The 16,084-nt window shown below is 28.6% G+C and carries 17 protein-coding genes and 1 riboswitch; of the genes, 5 read left to right on the forward strand and 12 right to left on the reverse strand.

Annotated elements, in window-relative coordinates:
- Positions 1-238: 238 nt before the first annotated feature.
- Positions 239-1,030, forward strand: a complete 792-nt coding sequence (arsM, locus tag B2694_RS10100) for an arsenite methyltransferase (RefSeq protein WP_346885625.1) — start codon at positions 239-241, stop codon at positions 1,028-1,030.
- Between the two features lie 95 nt (positions 1,031-1,125).
- Here arsM and hisS read toward each other — a convergent pair whose 3' ends face one another.
- The gene (gene hisS, locus B2694_RS10105; RefSeq protein WP_346885626.1) at positions 1,126-2,442 is read right to left on the reverse strand and encodes a histidine--tRNA ligase; all 1,317 of its coding nucleotides are present in this window, start codon (positions 2,440-2,442) and stop codon (positions 1,126-1,128) included.
- Between the two features lie 352 nt (positions 2,443-2,794).
- The gene (locus tag B2694_RS10110; protein ID WP_346885627.1) at positions 2,795-3,853 is read right to left on the reverse strand and encodes a P1 family peptidase; all 1,059 of its coding nucleotides are present in this window, start codon (positions 3,851-3,853) and stop codon (positions 2,795-2,797) included.
- Positions 3,854-4,042: 189 nt separating this feature from the next.
- On the opposite strand from B2694_RS10110, the gene B2694_RS10115 reads away from it, so the two are divergent.
- Both B2694_RS10115 and B2694_RS10120 read left to right on the forward strand, forming a co-directional pair.
- On the forward strand, positions 4,043-4,267 hold the full coding sequence (locus B2694_RS10115) for a DUF1659 domain-containing protein (RefSeq protein WP_346885628.1): 225 nt from the start codon (positions 4,043-4,045) through the stop codon (positions 4,265-4,267).
- Between the two features lie 58 nt (positions 4,268-4,325).
- Entirely contained in the window at positions 4,326-4,547 is a 222-nt protein-coding gene (locus tag B2694_RS10120) for a DUF2922 domain-containing protein (protein ID WP_346878246.1), read from the forward strand.
- Positions 4,548-4,661: 114 nt separating this feature from the next.
- On the opposite strand, the gene lysA is transcribed toward B2694_RS10120, so the two are convergent.
- A complete protein-coding gene (gene lysA / locus B2694_RS10125; RefSeq protein ID WP_346885629.1) occupies positions 4,662-5,969 on the reverse strand; it encodes a diaminopimelate decarboxylase in 1,308 nt (435 codons plus the stop codon).
- Positions 5,970-6,109: 140 nt separating this feature from the next.
- Positions 6,110-6,281, reverse strand: a riboswitch (Lysine riboswitch).
- A gap of 243 nt (positions 6,282-6,524) precedes the next feature.
- On the opposite strand from lysA, the gene B2694_RS10130 reads away from it, so the two are divergent.
- Together B2694_RS10130 and B2694_RS10135 are read left to right on the forward strand one after the other, a co-directional pair.
- Positions 6,525-7,259 carry a DUF3784 domain-containing protein gene (locus B2694_RS10130; protein ID WP_346885630.1) on the forward strand — a complete coding sequence of 245 codons (735 nt, stop codon included), beginning with the start codon at positions 6,525-6,527 and terminating at the stop codon, positions 7,257-7,259.
- A gap of 114 nt (positions 7,260-7,373) precedes the next feature.
- Positions 7,374-7,529, forward strand: coding sequence for a hypothetical protein (locus B2694_RS10135; protein ID WP_167403121.1), 156 nt, complete (start codon positions 7,374-7,376; stop codon positions 7,527-7,529).
- A gap of 70 nt (positions 7,530-7,599) precedes the next feature.
- Here the strand turns inward: B2694_RS10135 and B2694_RS10140 are convergent, their stop codons facing one another.
- The 9 genes from B2694_RS10140 to nrdG form a co-directional block, all read right to left on the reverse strand.
- On the reverse strand, positions 7,600-8,910 hold the full coding sequence (locus B2694_RS10140) for an ABC transporter permease (protein WP_346885631.1): 1,311 nt from the start codon (positions 8,908-8,910) through the stop codon (positions 7,600-7,602).
- 8 nt (positions 8,911-8,918) lie between these two features.
- Positions 8,919-9,809, reverse strand: a complete 891-nt coding sequence (locus tag B2694_RS10145; protein ID WP_346885632.1) for an ABC transporter ATP-binding protein — start codon at positions 9,807-9,809, stop codon at positions 8,919-8,921.
- 260 nt (positions 9,810-10,069) lie between these two features.
- Positions 10,070-10,603, reverse strand: a complete 534-nt coding sequence (locus B2694_RS10150) for a DUF5317 family protein (protein WP_346885633.1) — start codon at positions 10,601-10,603, stop codon at positions 10,070-10,072.
- 55 nt (positions 10,604-10,658) lie between these two features.
- Positions 10,659-11,951: an HD-GYP domain-containing protein gene (locus B2694_RS10155; protein ID WP_346885634.1), complete on the reverse strand. Its 1,293-nt coding sequence runs from the start codon at positions 11,949-11,951 to the stop codon at positions 10,659-10,661.
- A gap of 267 nt (positions 11,952-12,218) precedes the next feature.
- Positions 12,219-12,827 carry a hypothetical protein gene (locus B2694_RS10160; protein WP_346885635.1) on the reverse strand — a complete coding sequence of 203 codons (609 nt, stop codon included), beginning with the start codon at positions 12,825-12,827 and terminating at the stop codon, positions 12,219-12,221.
- A 222-nt stretch (positions 12,828-13,049) separates the two neighbouring features.
- Positions 13,050-14,234: an AI-2E family transporter gene (locus tag B2694_RS10165; RefSeq protein ID WP_346885636.1), complete on the reverse strand. Its 1,185-nt coding sequence runs from the start codon at positions 14,232-14,234 to the stop codon at positions 13,050-13,052.
- Between the two features lie 229 nt (positions 14,235-14,463).
- On the reverse strand, positions 14,464-14,994 hold the full coding sequence (locus B2694_RS10170; protein ID WP_346885637.1) for a hypothetical protein: 531 nt from the start codon (positions 14,992-14,994) through the stop codon (positions 14,464-14,466).
- Positions 14,995-15,083: 89 nt separating this feature from the next.
- A complete protein-coding gene (locus tag B2694_RS10175) occupies positions 15,084-15,539 on the reverse strand; it encodes a dUTP diphosphatase (protein ID WP_346885638.1) in 456 nt (151 codons plus the stop codon).
- 37 nt (positions 15,540-15,576) lie between these two features.
- Entirely contained in the window at positions 15,577-16,071 is a 495-nt protein-coding gene (gene nrdG / locus B2694_RS10180; protein ID WP_346885639.1) for an anaerobic ribonucleoside-triphosphate reductase activating protein, read from the reverse strand.
- Positions 16,072-16,084 lie beyond the last annotated feature (13 nt).

Below are 16,084 nucleotides of genomic sequence, written 5' to 3' on the forward strand. Positions count from 1 at the left end.
TTTTTAATTTCGTATACCTAATTATTCTTAATTTTATTTAAAATTTATATTTTGTTAACTATATATTCATTGATTTTATAATCAAATTATGATTTAAGATCACATTGATTTATTATATATTAATCCATTTTATCTACTACTAAGTATAAATAAGCCATTTTATATAGTATAATAAAATGCATAATATACTAATTATTGCTTACCCTACTATTTAATAAATAATTAAGGAGAGTTTTATATGAATCCAAGTAAAAACCTACTAATAAAAAATGCTGTTCGTGAAAGCTATAAAAACATAGCTCTCGGAAAGACAGATAAAAATAGTTGCTGTAGCACTAGTAAAATATCTCTTAAAAAGTCCGCAGTAGAAATTTCAAATAAAATAGGGTACTCTGAAGAAGAAATAAACTCTGTACCTTCAGGAGTAAATATGGGACTTGGCTGTGGTAATCCTCTTTCTATATCTAACTTAAGTCCTAATGAAACTGTTTTAGATTTGGGAAGTGGCGGTGGATTTGATTGTTTTCTAGCTTCAAAAAAAGTTGGTCCTACTGGTTTTGTAATTGGAGTTGATATGACTCATGAAATGTTAAGAAAAGCTCGAATGGCAGCCTCTCAAAACGGCTATAAAAATATAGATTTTAGACTTGGCGAGATTGAAAACTTACCTGTAGCAGACAACATTGTGGATGTAGTTATTTCTAACTGCGTTATAAATCTATCTCCAAATAAACAAAGGGTTTATGATGAAATATATAGAGTTCTAAAACCTGGTGGACGTATTGCAATTTCTGATATAGTTTTAATGAGGGAACTTACAGAGGACATGAAGGCGGATGAATCCTTATATTGCGGGTGAGTTACCGGTGCTTCTTCAGTTGAAGAATTAGAAGTATACTTAAAAAACTCAGGTTTTAAAGAAATTAATATAACTACTAAAGCCGTTCCTAAGGAATATGAGGAAAAGTGGGGACATAATCTTAAAGTTGGAGAATACATAATGTCTTCATATATAAAAGCATTTAAATAATACTTAAATAAAAAATGATTAGAGTTAATTGACTCTAATCATTTTTATACTAAAAATGTTATATCATTTATTAGATTTTAATACCACCATTATAATTATCTACTATTTAAAATTGAAATACATTCTTCTATAGATACTAATTGTTGCTCACCATTTTCCATATTTTTTAAAAGTATTTTATTAGATGTTTTCTCATCTTCACCAATGATAATAACATATGGTATAGCTAATTTATTTGCATATTTCATTTTTTTAGCAAACTTTCCACCTTCAAGGTAAATATCAACTTTAATCTCAGATTGTCTTAATTGATTACAAACTTCAATACCATAATCAAAATCTTCGTCCATTGGTATCACTAAAACATCTATAAGTGAATTACTATTTAAATCTATAATATTGCTTTCCATAAAACTCCAGAATAATCTTGTTAATCCAATAGATATACCAACTCCAGGAAGCTTCTTATCCGTATAGAACTGGGCTAAATCATCATATCTACCACCTGAACACACTGAACCAAATTCTGGATAATCATCTAAGAATGTTTCATATACTGTTCCAGTATAATAATCTAATCCTCTAGTTATCTTAAAGTCAACTACATAATTTTTATCAGGAATTCCAAAAGCTTTTATATACTTATTTACAGTTTCTAATTCTTCAACACCTTCTAAAAATCTTTCGTTGGTCACTGAACTATTTTTTAAGAACTGAATCTTCTCCTCATTGCTACCTTCTATAGTTATAAATTTAATAACCTCATCTATTCCTTCACTGGTTTTTATATATTCCTCTAATTCTTCTCTGACCTTGGCTTCTCCAATCTTTTCAATTTTATCTACAACTCTTAATACCTCTATATAATTATCTATATTTAAACTTCTTAAAAATCCATCTAGGATTTTTCTATTATTAATTCTTATTTTAAAGTTATCAAAGCCTAACTCTTTAAATATTTTATATATAGTACTAGGAATCTGAGCATCATTTACTATGCTTAATGCTCCATTTCCAATTACATCTACATCACACTGATAAAATTCTCTAAATCTACCCCTCTGATTCCTCTCACCTCTATAGACTTTTCCAATTTGATATCTTTTAAATGGAAAGGCTATTTCTTCCATGTGTTGAGCTACATAACGTGCAAGTGGTACTGTTAAGTCAAATCTTAATGCCATCTCTGTACTACCCTTAGTTAAAGTATATATTTGCTTTTCTGTATCTCCACCAGTTTTAGCAAGTAGTACTTCACTTTTTTCAATTATAGGAGTGTCTATAGGTAGAAATCCAAAAGACTCATAATTTCTTCTAATGACATCATAAACATTATTAAAGGCTACTTGCTCTCTTGGAGTAAGCTCCATAAATCCTGGCAATATACTAGGCTTTGTTATTTTTGTACTCATATCAATCTCTCCTTAATTTATAAAACTTATATAATATTCATCTGAAAATCTGAAGCTTTCATACTATAAAAAAATCTCTAAAGACAACTAGTATCCTTAGAGATATAAACTCAATAACTCCATAGATACAATTGCCTTCGCACAAATAGGCCCTATCTATGGCTTAATTTTAAAACCATAATTATAAGACCTTGCATCTATGATGATGTTCATATTTTCTATTTGACAAGTATTTCACTACAACCATCTCCTGTGTAAATAAATCCTATTATAAATAATTTATCATTTAATATATTTCATGTCAATAATTTTAAGTGACTTATGCTCTAATTCTTATATACAATCCTGTTTATTAATCTAAAGATTTAGACAATCCATCTCTTCTATTTCCATTTCGACCAATAACTGTGTCGGCTGTAATTAGAGAATTTAGAACTGACTCCTCTACAGCTTCTGCAGCTGCTCTAAAAAAGAAATCGATATAATTTTCATTAATTACTTTAACTTTACTAGTTACACATTCCTCATAATGTTTAATTTTATTAGCTGTACTAAAAGCAATTGCTATATCACCACTTCCATTTCCAAGATAAGAACCTAATCTTGTTATACCCACAATACTTCTCTTTGCCACTCTTTTCAATTGTCTTGGGGATAGCGGAGCATCTGTAGCTAAAATTATCATAATAGATCCCTTTTCCAAATTATCTATATTACAGTTTGAGTTAGTCACATTTATATCTATGTTATTACCATATAACATGGATATTATATCATTGTTATTAAGTATAAAATCTTCCTTGATTCCAAAATTGGATAGTACCAATACACCTAGTGTATATTCTTCATCTTTTATATTTATTTTTCTAGAAGAAGATCCTATGCCACCCTTATACCCAAAGCAACTCATTCCAGTTCCTGCTCCTACTGCTCCTTCTAAAAAATCTGTAGATGCATTATTTATACTTTCAAATACGTGCTCTTCTTTAACATGAAGTCCTCTAATATCATTTAGATATCCATCATTACATTCTCCAACTATAGGGTTAATAGTTCCTGTTTCAACACCTATATCAGTGTTTATTGAAAGCATATATCTGACTAATCCTTGACTTACTGTCCCTACATTTAAAGTATTTGTAAGCATAATTGGTGTTTCAATTGTTCCAAGCTCCTCTAATTGTATGGTTCCTACAGTCTTTCCAAAACCATTTATTACGTGAACAGCTCCATATACTTTATCCTTGAATAGATTTCCATCATGGGGTAATATAGCTGTTACTCCTGTGTTTACATCTCCATCTTTTAATGTAACATGACCTACCCTTACTCCTTTTACATCAGTAATTTTATTTTTTTCTCCCCTTGGTAATTTTCCTACAGTAACTTCATAATCTCTAATTCTCTTCATTATTTCCTCCTAAATTCAAATCACTTATTATAACACTCTATACACTTATCTATATATTTTTAAATAATGACTTATTAAATATTCATCTTCTTAATTTTACTATATTATGTTTCTAAATTTCAAAGTTTTATAATTATTTTCCACTTTTATCTTCAAATGCATATATGTTCATTGAAAGGAGTTGATACTATGGCAATAACAAATACTAAAAATAATACAGCCTTAGTTATTAAATATACAAAGGGACAAAACCAGGATGGTAGTCCGAAAATTCAAAGTCAAAAATTTTCAAAGGTAAGTGGATCTGCTACTGATGAAGAGGTCTACAATTTAGGCATAGTAATTGGATCTGTACTAATAAGTCAACCTACAGAAATTAAAAAACTAGATGATTATACTTTGAATGAAGGCTAAAGATAAAAAATTTCTACTCTCTCATAATTATAATTCTAAAAAATAAGGAGGATTAATAATGGAAAAAAAATTAGTTATGACCTTTAAGGATGAAACGGAAAATAAATTTAATCTTACAGTTAACTCTGTTAAAGATAGTATATCACCTACAGAAATTAACAATATAATGGACTATATTATATCAACTGAAATATTTAAAAGCAAAAATGGAAAATTAGTTTCTAAAACTTCTGCTGTAACTGTAGATACTAGCGCTACTGAACACCCAGTAGGTAACTAAAAAGGAGTGATAAACACGAGGATACTTTTTTAGTATCCCCGTGTTTATATCACTCCCTTTTTATATTTTCATTTCCTTTCACCTGTATCTCTTGTTATAAGCTAAAATTAATTACTATATAATGTCTAAATCTAATTCATTTCTTAACATATCTTCGTAGGTTTCTCTTTTACATATGAGCCTTGGTCCTAATTTTCCAACTAAAACCACTGGTGCCTTAGGAATCTTATTATAATTACTACTCATGGAATAGCAATAGGCTCCTGTAGAAAGCACTGCTAATATATCACCTTTTTTTACCTTTGGAAGACTTATATCATTAATTAATACATCTCCTGATTCACAACATTTACCAGAAATAGTAACCATAGCTTCTTCATTATTTTCTACATTATTGGCTATTAATCCTTGATACTGTGCACTATATAATGATGGTCTTATATTATCTGTCATTCCCCCATCTACAGATACATATTTTTTAATATTAGGAATTTCTTTAACTCCTCCAATAGTATATAAAGTGATTCCACTATTTCCAACTATACTTCTACCTGGTTCTATTATTATATTAGGATTTTTCATCTGTAATTTTCTACTACAACTCTCTACTTCATTTAAAATTCCAGCACAATATTCCTCTATAGTTTTGGGATCGTCACCTTCACCATAATATATACCAAAACCTCCACCTAGGTTAAGTTCTGTCATAGTAATTTCAAAATGATTATTAATATTATTCATTAAATTAATCATAATCCTTACAGCTTCTCTATATGGTTCTATATCAAATATCTGAGATCCTATATGACAGTGAAGTCCTTTTAAATTTATATTCTCAAGCTCACTTATACTCTTTACTACTCTAAATATATTATCCTCCAAAAGAGTAAATCCAAACTTAGAATCAATCTGTCCAGTCTTGATATATTCATGAGTATGTGCCTCAATTCCCGGAATTATTCTAAGTAATATATCCTGAGTTTTTCCATAAACCTCACATATATTATTAATATTCTCTAATTCCATCATATTGTCCACAATAAAGGTTCCAACACCCGCTTTTATTCCTAGTTTTATCTCTTCCATAGTTTTATTATTTCCATGAAAATATACTTTATCCATAGGAAATTCACTGACTATCGCAGTGTAAATTTCTCCTCCTGATACAACATCCAAGCATAGTCCTTCATTCTTCATAACTTGAACAATAGCCTTAGTTAAAAACGCCTTTCCAGCATAAGCTACTTTGTTATTATTTATTTTTGCACCCATAGCTTTCATATATCTTCTACAGTTATCTCTAATTTGCTCTTCATCCATGACGTAAAGAGGAGTTCCAAATTTCTTAACCAGCTCTAAAGTATTAATTCCACCCACAAAAAGATTGTTTTCTCTAACATTCATTGTTCCAAATAAGTTCATAGTAAATTCTCCTTTCAGCTCCCCACTATAAGTTTATGAGAGTAATATTTATTTGGGTACTTATGTACCAAAATAAAAAAAGGCGGACAAAGGAACACCTTTGTCACGCTCATTTTAATTCACTATGAACACAACAGGTGTTACTTTGTAGCTCTCCACTATTTTCATAGTGGCAGTATAGCACATATTTTGTACTATCCCAGAGAATATCCTTGCCAGGTTATTTTCTTCGGCTTTTCTCCCCTTTCCTCTTGTATCATCGTGTGCCCACTTCTCAAGAATACTTTTGGTAAAAGCTCCTCTACCCTAAATAACATCTCTTAATTATCTAAATTTAATTTTAATACTTATTGGGATAAATATTTTAATTTTCTTAATAATATAATACTCAACAAACATAGTCAATACTTATTTAACATATTTTTTAATGTAACATATACATTTTAAATTCTACTTCTCATATTTTGTAATTATTACATTATTTTCTTGATATAATTCTTAACTAATCATATAATTTGTATATAATATTATATACTATATTTAGGAGGTGTTTCTATGGGAATAAGTATTGCACTTTTAATTGTTGCATCCTTATTCTTTGGTATTGGAATATGCATAAGTAAATTAAAGTGGTATTGGCTAATCTCAGGATACAACACTATGAATAAAGAAGAAAAAGCAAATGTGGAAATTGAAACCTTAGGAAATTATATGAGTAAAACATTCTTTTTTATCTCTAGTTTGAATATTATTGGATTTCTATTAAATTATTTTTTTAATATTTCTTTAGCTATTTTTATAGTTCTAACTGTAATTGTACTACTGCATTCTATTTATTATTGTCAACGCTTTGACCATAATCCAAACTCTAGTAAAGAAACAAAAATTGTATTAGTAATAGTTATATTTATTATGCTGATAACTTGTATACCTATAATGGCTATTGGTTATTTCTCAACTAAAGTAACAATCACTGATACTTCTATAAAAATATATAGTGGAGTTAATGCTTCAATTCCAAAGGATAAAATAAAAAGTATTTCTCTAGTAAATGAAATGCCTAAAACTCTTATTAGGACAGGCGGCATAGGCATGGGTAGAATCCAAAAAGGAAATTATAGTCTAGAAAATAATATTAAAGCTAAGCTATTCTTAGCTAGCAAAGAGGGTCCCTTCATTGAAATCATATTGGACTCAAGCCCTTCCCATTATTACATTAACTACAAACATTCAAAGAATACTAAGACAACCTATGATGATATTATAAATAAATTAGACTTAGATAAATAATACAATAACATGAATTTTTATTATAACACTACTACCATATATACAATATATTACTAGTATTATTTTATGTAATTCTACAAATGATAATATTACTTATATTAAGGAGGAAGTATTATGTCTAAAAATTCTTGTAAAACTAAAAATAAAAAAACCACTTCACTAAAATCTGATCCAATATCCCCTAAATACCAAGAAGGTGTTAAAAATAAAGCTAATGAGCATTCTCCATACGGAGAAAATGAACCGTCTACTCATACTACATTTAGATAAGATAAGCTAACTAGGAATAATCTTTTACAATTTTATTCTTAGTTAGCTTTAAACTTATAATTTTGTTATATTATTTTTCATTATTAAATATGGTGAATAGATCTTTTATTTTTAGTCTATTACCTGTATGAAGTATTACTACAGAGTATACTCTAGCTGTAAATAGAGTCAACACTATAATTGTTGCTATTAATATTAATAATGAAACTCCCATTTGAACTATACCTACTGTTTCTGACAAAATCATAGATGGTATATAAAATGGTGCTGAAAATGGTACATAGGTTGCAATGGTTCCTATCACTGATTCTGGTGACATTATTGCTGCATATGCTAGGTAAAAACCTATTATTGAAATAAATGATACTGGCATTATAGCTGTATTTAAATCTTCTAACTTACTTATAGTTGCACCAACTAAAGCATTTATAATAGCATACAATACATATCCTAATATGAAGAACAGTATTATTAATACCACTTGTATCACCGGAATTTTTCCAAGTACTGCTGATATATCAAATATATTTGCAGATGTATCTATAAACTTCTTAACTATAGCTCCACTTCCTACAAAGGATATATAGGCAGTTAGTAATATAGATGCAAACTGAGTTATTGCTAAGAATCCCATACCAACACACTTACCTACAACAAGTTCCATTGGTTTAGTTGATGTAAGTAATAATTCCATTACTCTTGAGGTTTTCTCTGCAACTATAGAGCTGGCAACCCAATATCCATAAAAATAAATTATATAGAATAGTAGCATACATGCTACCATAGGAAATACCATTTTTATTATCATATCTTCCAAGGTATCATCCTCATCACCTGCAGTAAATACTTGAGTGTTTATAGGTGTAGATAATTTTCCTAGCTCTTCTTGTGATACTCCAGCCTTAATTAATCTACTATTATTTAAAATACTAGATATAGTTTCCGCTAGTATTTGTCCATCATCTGAAGACACAGCATCACTAGTGGGTGTTATTACCTCCACGTAATATCCTATGTTTTCATTACTAATAGAAACTAAAACCATCTTATCTTCTAAAGTTTTAAGTTTTTCTAATATAGCCTCTCTACTTTCTGTAGCCTTTTTAAATTTTAAATTTGGAAAAGCTACTTTTAATCCTGACTCTAAATCTACCTTCAGGTCAGAGTCATCCATATAATAAGCAGTCTCTATTCCTATTTCTTTGCTACCATTAGTTGCCTCTTTACTGTCATCATCCTTACCAAAAATTGCGGGAATAAAGTTTACTAATGATGTTAATATAAGCACCGCTATCAATATTATGGTGGTAGAAATCTTAAATGCCTTACCCTTAACTTGTTGAGCTACAGTGAATTTTGTAACCTTCCAGAAATTATCCATACTCAATTCTACTCACCTACCTTTTCAATAAATATTTCATGAAGAGTTGGTTCCCTAAGCTCAAATCTAATAACTTGAATATTTCTACTTAATATTTCTTTAAGTAAACTCGTAGCTTCATCTTCACTATTAATACTTAACTCTATATAATCTTGATTTTCATTTAAAATTTTCATATTAGCTTTTTCCAATAGTTCTTTTATATCTCCATCACAACTTAAAATTAAGTGATTTCTTCCATAAGTTTTTTTAATCTCTTTTAAGTTACCACTTAACACAGTTTTGCCTTTATTAAGTATAACAAGATTCTCACAAAACTCTTCTATAGTACTCATTTGGTGACTTGACATTATTATATATTTACCTCTTGCTATTTCTTCCTTAATTATATCTTTAAACAAATCTGTATTTACTGGATCAAGTCCACTTAAAGGTTCATCTAAAATTAGTACTTCTGGATTAGATATTAAGGCTGCAATAAATTGTATTTTCTGCTGATTACCCTTAGATAATTGCTCTGCTCTTTTATTTCTATATTCAGTAGCTTCTAATCTTTCAAGCCAATATTCAATACTTTTTAACGCCTCCTTGCGAGTCATTCCTTTTAACTCACCAAAGTATATTAATTGATCTAACACAGTAAATTTTGAATATATACCACGCTCTTCTGCTAAATACCCTGTTGAAACTTCTTTAGAATTATACGATTTCTCATTCCAAGTAATGGTACCATTATCTTTTTTCAACATTCCTAGCATCATTCTTATGGTAGTAGTTTTTCCTGCACCATTAGTTCCTAATAATCCAAAAACTCCCGGTTCTTCTATGGAAAAATTTAAATTATCAACTACCAGTTTATCACCATAGCTCTTAGCAAGATTATTTACCTTTAACGCCATATTTCATCCCCCTTATCAATTTTCTCAATTGAGTTATGTTATAACTTTATGTAAATCCTTTTTTACCCATGGTATAAATATATATTATTGTTAATTTGTAGTCAATACACTTTTTTAAATATAACTTGAATTTTACTTGAAACTGCTTGAATTTATACCCATTTTCTTCTTCAACGATTATATTTTACTATTCTATGTAATATGCAAAAAACACCTAAAAGGTGTTCTATAAGAATTAAATATATAATTTTATATTTATTTTAATCTGCCCTAAGCTTCATTCCCTTTACTATAATACCAATGATACCTATAGATAATACAATATCTCCAATACTGGCTATCCCCCCATACTTCCATAACTTATATGGTATTACATCTGCTAGAAATTTAAACTTTGTTTCTGCACTAATAATAGAATATAAACCTTTAGTTTCTACTGGTCCACTTACATTTAATATATCCATAGCCTTTGTACTAATAGGCATAGTACATCCATTTCCGAATATAACCACTATATTCAATAAAAGTCCTATCCCAATCACTAAAATCATTTTATATTTTCTATTGATATATATAAATGCCATTATACAACTATACATTACTATATTTAAAACATAAGTTAAACTTCCAATTTGAAGGTTTCCTGATTTAAGAAAAATCTTCATTATAAATTCCACTAAAAACCCTAGGGCTATAAGCCACCATCCTTTAATTTCGAGATTATTTAAATTTTCTATATTTCCTTTTAGCAAATATCCTAATACTACTCCAAGAATCACTGAAAATAAGAACATAGCTATCCCCCATATATGTAAAATATTTTAAGTTAAATTATTTTTAATTATTATATTAAGGCAACTTTCCACCATTCTTTTCTACAATTCTTAAATAAGTTTCTGCCACCTTAGGATGAAATTGAGTACCTGAATATTTTTTAATTTCCTCTAAAATAATACTTTCCGAAAGTCCTTTCCTATAAGGCCTATCAGATGCCATAGCATCCACCGTATCTGCTAGTTGAACTATGTAAACATTTAAAGGTAATTCATTACCTTTTTTACCATCTGGATATCCTTTTCCGTCATACCTTTCATGATGGTTTCTAACTACAGGATAAACATAATCAATATTTTTAATATCCTTAATTATTTTAATTCCTATCTCCGGATGCTCCTTTATTGCATCAAATTCCTCATCCGTTAACTTTCCTGGTTTATTTAAAATAGCATCACTAACTCCAATTTTACCCACATCATGCAGCATAGCAGCTATATTTAATTCTTCAATACTCCACTGATTATATTTTAACTCTTTTCCAATGGCTACAGATATCTCTGCAACCCTTCTAGAATGTCCTTCTGTATATTGATCCCTAGCATCAATTGCATTCATTAAGGCTTCAACAGTATCAATAAACTGAGATTTTGAATCTGAATATAGTAATAGAGTATATCTAATTAACAATAATGGAAATGTTATGAATGCTATGCCTAAATAACCATACTTAATAAATACTAGTGCTAATAAAATTCCTACTGGAATCATAACTACAGAATTTAATATTCCCATTCTTATATTACCCGTAAAACAGAATACTACATTCTTATTTGTAACTATAGACATTAATATAGACATTATTAAACTATTAACTATTATGAAAGCAAAACAAAATACTATCAATGGTCCTATATTTCTAACTATAAAGCTTAGACTAAATTGTCCACCTAAGGTTTTATAAAAAAAATTACCAACTACAACTGGTAATATTAACGCACAACAATTAAATATTGTTCCATATAATGGAGTATTAAATACATGTTTATATTTATATCTATATATATTTTCATCAACCTTAATTACTCTACATAAAAATCCTAATATAAGAATTATAATGCATTCAAACGTTCCAAATAACACAAAGGAAGCTATAGTTACAGCAAAACTTGTACTAAAAGACATATTCTTAAATGATACTGTAAATGATTCTGTAATTGCTGTTAAAATTATGAATACTATAATATTTGTAAAATTACCAACTTCAATTTCCATTTTCCCATTCATTATAGGAATTATAAAAGAAATTACAGTAACTAAATAAATTAAAATAAAAAATCTTTTTTGTTTTAAAGATATACTATTCATCTTATTCCTCCGATATATTTAAGGCCGATTATTTATTAATCTTAACTATTAAAATATCCAAGTGATAGTTGAACCACCACCCATTGCTAAAGCTATTAAAGCTATTAAAGCTGGCATAACTTTTTTCATGTTTTTCATTATAAAATCCCCCTTATATGCAAATTAACAAAGATCCGCTAAAAATCTGTCATAATTTCCACTCCGCTAAGGGAAGATAAATAAAACTTAAATATAATTTAAATATAATCGGCCATTAAACCAGTTTAACTATTTTTCTATTCTTCTGTTTATTGCATCAAGAGTGGCCTTTGCTATTGCCTCATTTACATCATTTCTTACAATGGCAGTTCCTATAAGAACTTCTTCTGCAATGTCATTTATCATATTTACAATAACGGTTACATAGGATATATTTCTAATTGAATTTACTACTATATCCTCTACATCAAAAACAGAGACTTGTCCAATTATTTCTTCTACAGCTGACACAGTAGCTTTAGCTACTACCTTAAGTCTATTAATACTTGTTCCAATTGCAGTTTGCGTAGACGTATACTCATCATCATCCATATTTAATCTAATTTCACATCTTACGTTATTATCTTTAACTTCTAAAGAAATACCTTCATATCTAATTCTCTTTATAGACTTCGTTTCCCCAGTATCTATTTGAGCTATACTAATTAATTTTCTATCTATTCTATAATTAAATATCGCAAGAAGTGCTGATTCGATGTCTCTTACAATCTGTTTAGGTGATCTTGTAGTATTTGCAATTATATGAACCTCTTCTACTTCATCCTCATTATATACTACTTTACTATGAGTTACACCTTGAATTTTAGCTATAACATCTTCAAAGGACATAAAATCCATAATTAACACCTCATTTTTATATTTTCAGTTAAATTATACATCATATTTCCTTTATTAACAATATTAATATCTGTAATTATTTTGAAATGTGTTCTTTACATTATATTATTATTGAAATATGGATTATTTTTCACTAGAATTTGTAACAAACTTAAGACTATAAAATAAAAATATGTTGAGATGTAGATCTACCTCATATCTCAACATATTAATGTACATTTTCTAAAATTTAATTTTATTTTCTGGAGCTGCATACTCCTTAGCTTCTACTGGCAATCCCTTTTCCTTTAGTGCATTATTAATTACACTTACTATAATTGAATAAATCACAGCAAATGTTGGAACTCCTAATATCATTCCTACCACTCCAAATAATCCATTTCCTAAAAGTATGGCAAACATTACCCAAAATGCAGTCAATCCTGTGGAGTTTCCTAAAATCTTAGGCCCTAATATATTTCCATCAAACTGTTGAAGCACTAAAATAAATAATATAAACCATAATGCCTTAATTGGACTAGCAATAAATATAATTATAACACTAGGAACTGCTCCTATAAATGGTCCAAATACCGGGACAATGTTAGTTATTCCTATTATAAAGCTTACAAGAAGTGGATATGGCATTTTAAATATCTTCATACCCACAAAGCATATGATTCCTATAATTAATGAATCTAACAACTTACCACCAAGAAAACCTATGAAAGTTTTATGACTAGACCTAGTTAGCTCTATTACATATTTTACAGGTTTCTCCGGTAACATAGCATATAAGAATTTTTTAATCTGTGCAAAAAATTTTTCTTTTCCTGCTAATAAATAAATAGATATAATTGTTGCTATAAATATGTTTAGTATATATTGAGTAATATTAGCAGAGAATTGGAATAAATCTAACACTGCTGTGCCCGCAATACTTGTTATATACTTAGATATGCTATTAAAATCTTTTACTATATCTTCTACCATATCACCATTTAAATTTAAAGCTATAACTATATTATTTATGTATTCCTCTAGAGCCTTAATATAGTCAGGTATATTTTCTAAAAGTGTATATATACTACGACTTAGCTCTGGAACTAATATAGAAAATACAATACTAATTAATATAGCTGCAGATATATAAGTAATAGTTATTGAAATAAACCTTTTTGCTTTGTACTGATTTTTCTTGTCCATAAATTTAAGAACTTTATTTTCTAAAAACTTTAATGGTATAGCTAATAAATATGCCATAGAAAAACCATATATAAATGGCATTAATAATTTAATTACTTCTCCTACTTTATTAAAAATACCTCCTAGATTTTTTATTATAAAAAACAGTATAATCCCTACTGAAACTACAATAATATTAGATATAGTTCTTTTAGCAATATTGGAGTTTAGTTTTATTTTCATAATTATCTCCCTTATTTTACATTTTAAATTTTTCTATGTTCTAAATTATATATCAACATTACTTATTTAATACTTAAGTTTATTGTTTATTTCCACATTATTAACTTATGCTACACAATTATACTATTTTTTAAGCTTATTTACTACAATAAACCTCGAAACAAAAGAAGTTCTTATATATCGCCATAAATAAGAACTTCTTTATAATATATTTAGCTACAAAGTTAATCTACCTTATACTTGAAATAGCCCATTTATTATTATTATTATTGTACATTATAGTTAATGTGTTATAGACTGGTTTCTCATTGCCCTCTGCTGTAGTTAAATTGAATTTTATCTTATACAATTTAACCTTGCTACTTACATCAACTTGGTCTATGATTTCATAGCTAGTAATCCATGGACTTGAAGTCCCTGTTACCCATGATGTATTATTTTCATTAGAAAGATGATTTTTAAAATCTTGCTGAAGTTCCTCATTCATAACAGCGTATTGAAGTACTCCATTTCTAGTCATCATTCCCTTTGCCCAAAGCTTTGCAGCTTCTTCACTACTCATAGCCCCGAACTCCCTTAAAGCTTCTTCTGCTAAGCCTATATGCTCAATGATTTTATTATTAACTAATAAATTATCACTTACCATAGCTTCTACAAATGGTTCATTTTCTTTTTTTTCAATAATGTTAAAAAAATATACCATAGAAATAGCTGAAATAATTAAAGTCCAACTTACTACTGTTATCATAGTTCTTTTCATTTACTATATCCCTACCTTTATAAGCGTTAATAAAAGATTAAGAATATAGTGCCCTTGTTCTAAAAAATAAATACACCAATTAAAACTTATTATTTACCTGTACTACCAAAACCTCCAACTCTTTCCTCTTCAGTATTACAGTTATCACTTACTAAGAAAGGTATAAACATAGCTTGAGCTATTCTATCACCTTTTTTAATTATATAAGGCTCTTTTCCTAGATTTAAAAGATTTATTCCCAAATTTCCATCATTCTTAGGATTGTTATAATAGTCACACTCTACCCAGCCTTGAGCATTAGCCATTAAAACTGGATGACTTCCCATAGAACTTCTAACATTAATAATCAAAGCTTCCCCTGGTTGAAAATATGACTTTACATCTGTCCATATTAATTGCTTACCCATAGGCTCTATAACTACATCTATAGGTGAATATATATCATAGGCTATAGCATGCTTGCTTCCCCTTGTTGGTAACTGTATGTCTTCCTGTGGATGCTTTCTTTTCTCACCTGTAACTATTTCAAATCCTCTTGTTCTCATTGCGTCTCTCCTCTTTCTAATGCTCTTATATTAATTTTTATAACTTAAATTCTTTAACATTATTTTCCCTAAGGCTTTCTTTAACATCTATAATTCTTTGTGAGCTACTTCCTCGAAATTTTAGAGTTACATCCCTTTCGCTTATTTCAAATCTTCCATCTACAATTACATCTATATATTTTAAAACTTCAGCTTTATTCAATGAAAATAACTGCTCCCAAGTATATCCTGTATATAACCATATATTTTTATTACATTTTTCTTTTAACCTCTTAAGTAATTCTAGAGTATTTTCATACTGGACAGTTAGCCCATCTCCACCACTTATAGTTATATCTGTAATTGGATTTTTAGTAAGCTTATCTACAACCTCATCTATTTTATATAAATCTCCCTCTTCATACCAATACTTTTCATTATGGCATCCGGGACACTTATGAGTGCATTCCGCTATATAGCATACTTCCCTAAGACCTACTCCCTCATTTAAAGAACAAGAATTATATCCTATTAATCTTATAGTATCAATCAATTTTATTTTCCTT

This window comes from Clostridium sp. UBA4395 (assembly GCF_002390995.1).
Taxonomy (GTDB): domain Bacteria; phylum Bacillota; class Clostridia; order Clostridiales; family Clostridiaceae; genus Clostridium_J; species Clostridium_J sulfidigenes.

What these genes read in the sequence shown, in the direction of transcription:
- hisS (WP_346885626.1), bottom strand. Translation starts at nt 2,442, where the DNA reads ATGAGTACAAAAATAACAAAGCCTAGTATATTGCCAGGATTTATGGAG.
- B2694_RS10110 (WP_346885627.1), bottom strand. Translation starts at nt 3,853, where the DNA reads ATGAAGAGAATTAGAGATTATGAAGTTACTGTAGGAAAATTACCAAGG.
- B2694_RS10115 (WP_346885628.1), top strand. Translation starts at nt 4,043, where the DNA reads ATGGCAATAACAAATACTAAAAATAATACAGCCTTAGTTATTAAATAT.
- B2694_RS10120 (WP_346878246.1), top strand. Translation starts at nt 4,326, where the DNA reads ATGGAAAAAAAATTAGTTATGACCTTTAAGGATGAAACGGAAAATAAA.
- lysA (WP_346885629.1), bottom strand. Translation starts at nt 5,969, where the DNA reads ATGAACTTATTTGGAACAATGAATGTTAGAGAAAACAATCTTTTTGTG.
- B2694_RS10130 (WP_346885630.1), top strand. Translation starts at nt 6,525, where the DNA reads ATGGGAATAAGTATTGCACTTTTAATTGTTGCATCCTTATTCTTTGGT.
- B2694_RS10135 (WP_167403121.1), top strand. Translation starts at nt 7,374, where the DNA reads ATGTCTAAAAATTCTTGTAAAACTAAAAATAAAAAAACCACTTCACTA.
- B2694_RS10140 (WP_346885631.1), bottom strand. Translation starts at nt 8,910, where the DNA reads ATGGATAATTTCTGGAAGGTTACAAAATTCACTGTAGCTCAACAAGTT.
- B2694_RS10145 (WP_346885632.1), bottom strand. Translation starts at nt 9,809, where the DNA reads ATGGCGTTAAAGGTAAATAATCTTGCTAAGAGCTATGGTGATAAACTG.
- B2694_RS10150 (WP_346885633.1), bottom strand. Translation starts at nt 10,603, where the DNA reads ATGTTCTTATTTTCAGTGATTCTTGGAGTAGTATTAGGATATTTGCTA.
- B2694_RS10155 (WP_346885634.1), bottom strand. Translation starts at nt 11,951, where the DNA reads ATGAATAGTATATCTTTAAAACAAAAAAGATTTTTTATTTTAATTTAT.
- B2694_RS10160 (WP_346885635.1), bottom strand. Translation starts at nt 12,827, where the DNA reads ATGGATTTTATGTCCTTTGAAGATGTTATAGCTAAAATTCAAGGTGTA.
- B2694_RS10165 (WP_346885636.1), bottom strand. Translation starts at nt 14,234, where the DNA reads ATGAAAATAAAACTAAACTCCAATATTGCTAAAAGAACTATATCTAAT.
- B2694_RS10170 (WP_346885637.1), bottom strand. Translation starts at nt 14,994, where the DNA reads ATGAAAAGAACTATGATAACAGTAGTAAGTTGGACTTTAATTATTTCA.
- B2694_RS10175 (WP_346885638.1), bottom strand. Translation starts at nt 15,539, where the DNA reads ATGAGAACAAGAGGATTTGAAATAGTTACAGGTGAGAAAAGAAAGCAT.